General features: G+C 61.1%; 4 protein-coding genes. All 4 read left to right on the forward strand.

Features of this window, described 5'->3' with window-relative positions:
* Positions 1 to 229, forward strand: a 229-nt coding sequence (locus EN935_RS33455) for an SDR family oxidoreductase (protein ID WP_127374095.1), incomplete at its 5' end; no start/stop codon positions are given.
* Between the two features lie 48 nt (positions 230 to 277).
* The gene (locus EN935_RS33460) at positions 278 to 1,030 is read left to right on the forward strand and encodes a glucose 1-dehydrogenase (protein ID WP_127262620.1); all 753 of its coding nucleotides are present in this window, start codon (positions 278 to 280) and stop codon (positions 1,028 to 1,030) included.
* A gap of 98 nt (positions 1,031 to 1,128) precedes the next feature.
* A complete protein-coding gene (locus EN935_RS33465; protein ID WP_127262621.1) occupies positions 1,129 to 1,728 on the forward strand; it encodes an NAD(P)-binding domain-containing protein in 600 nt (199 codons plus the stop codon).
* Positions 1,728 to 1,965 (forward strand): nuclear transport factor 2 family protein (locus tag EN935_RS33470; RefSeq protein ID WP_164771583.1); only part of this gene is annotated, 238 nt, incomplete at its 3' end. The genes EN935_RS33465 and EN935_RS33470, both read left to right, overlap by 1 nt.

Consider the following 1,965-nt stretch of genomic DNA (forward strand, 5'->3'; position numbering starts at 1 on the left):
GGGCACCGGCATCCGGGTCAACGTGTTGTCGCCCGGGGCGACGGCGACCGAACTCGCGAAGGAAGCGCTGGGCGAGGAGGGCCAGAGGGCCTACGGCGCGATGACTCCGCTCCAGCGCATGGCCGATCCCGCGGAGATCGCGGCGGTGGCTGCCTTTCTCGCGTCGTCGGACAGCAGCTTCATGACCGCCAGCGAAGTCGCCGTCGACGGCGGCCTGGCGCAACTCTGACCCCGGCGCGGTCCCGCATCTGGGCAGCACAACGAAGGATACAACATTATGAAAAAACTTGAAGGCAAAGTCGCAGTCATCACGGGCGGAAGCAGCGGGATCGGGTTGGCCACCGCCAAGCGCTTCGTGGAGGAAGGTGCGCACGTCGTGATCACCGGGCGACGGGAGAAAGAGTTGAAGGAGGCTGCGGGCTTCATCGAGAGAAACGTTACGACGGTCGTGGGTGACGTGTCGCGCTTGGAGGACCTGGACCGGCTCTATGCCGTCGTGAAGGAGAAACATGGTCACATCGACGTTCTCTTCGCGAACGCTGGCGCGGGGACAATCGCACCGCTCGCAGTAGCTACTGAGGCCCACTTCGATCAGACCTTCGACGTGAACGTGAAGGGGCTGTTCTTCACGGTGCAGAAGGCCCTTCCCCTCTTCAAAGACGGCGGTTCGATTATTCTGAATTCTTCGGTTTCGAACGTGTTGGGGTTGCCGGGGTTTAGCACATACGCCGCGAGTAAGGCGGCAGTGCGCAACTTCTCGCGCGCTTGGACACTGGAACTGAAAGACCGCAAAATCCGAGTGAATACGATGAGCCCCGGAGCAATCGAGACCCCCGCGTTGGAGACAACAACGGGCCTTACCCCTGAGCAAGCCGAGCAAGCGGTCGCCCAGTTTGCTTCACAGATCCCAATGGGTCGCAGGGGCAAACCAGAGGAAATCGCGGCAGCTGTCACGTTCCTCGCCTCCGATGATAGTTCTTACATCACCGGTGTGGATCTCGCCGTTGATGGAGGCATGGCGCAGGTCTGACCCCGGCGCGGTCCCGTGGCTGGCCCTTCAGCCCCGCCAGTAGTGACCCCGCTTCTCAAACGTTAGTTCCAACACAAGATAGGAATAGGAGAAGCATTATGAGCTACGCAATCATCGGCTTTGGCAATATCGGCCGAGCACTGGCCAAGGCGTTTGCTCGCAAAGGCATCGACGTGTCCGTTGCAACCACGCGCGACCCGGAAAGCTTTGCAGCCGATGCGGCCGCGATCGGGCCCACGATCATTCCAAAAACACTGGCGGACGCGGTCAAGGCGGACATCATCTTTTTGGCTGTCCGTTTCGAGTCGCACCCGAAGGTCGCCAAGGCGCTCGCCACCTGGCAGGGAAAGACCATCGTCGATGTGACCAATGCCTACGGCGTGCCCCCCGAAAAACTGGGGGGACAGCCTTCTTCCAAGTTCGTTGCACAGGCATTCTCTGGTGCAAGGCTGGTCAAGGGCTTCAACCATCTGGTCGCTGCCGTCCTTGACCAAGACCCGGCCGTGCATGGTGGCAGGAGAGTCGTGTTCCTGGCGAGCGACGATGACGCTGCCGCAGCGGAGATCGGTGCGCTCGCGGAAAATCTCGGTTTCTCGCCGATCAAGCTTGGCGGGCTGTCGGAAGGTGGGCTGCTCGTCCAGGCGCGCGGAAATAGCTGGGGTCAGCTGATCTTCAAGGACCTGGTCAAGTTCGACTGATGAACACGACTGCCAACCGGCATGGCCACGGACACGCCGGGCTGGCGGATTTGCTTGAGACGGCATCCAAGTCGATAGAAACGTCTACGGAACCTCGGGAGTTCGTGGCGCAAGGAGACCGGGTGCTGGTCGTCGGCGTCGCTACGGGGAGGATCAAAGCCACGAACAAGACGTTCGAGGACGACTGGATCTGCGCCATCACGGTCCGGGACGGTAGACTGGCCAAAATCCGTGAAT

Origin of the sequence: Mesorhizobium sp. M7D.F.Ca.US.004.03.1.1 (assembly GCF_003998635.1) — a bacterium.
Taxonomy (GTDB): domain Bacteria; phylum Pseudomonadota; class Alphaproteobacteria; order Rhizobiales; family Rhizobiaceae; genus Mesorhizobium; species Mesorhizobium loti.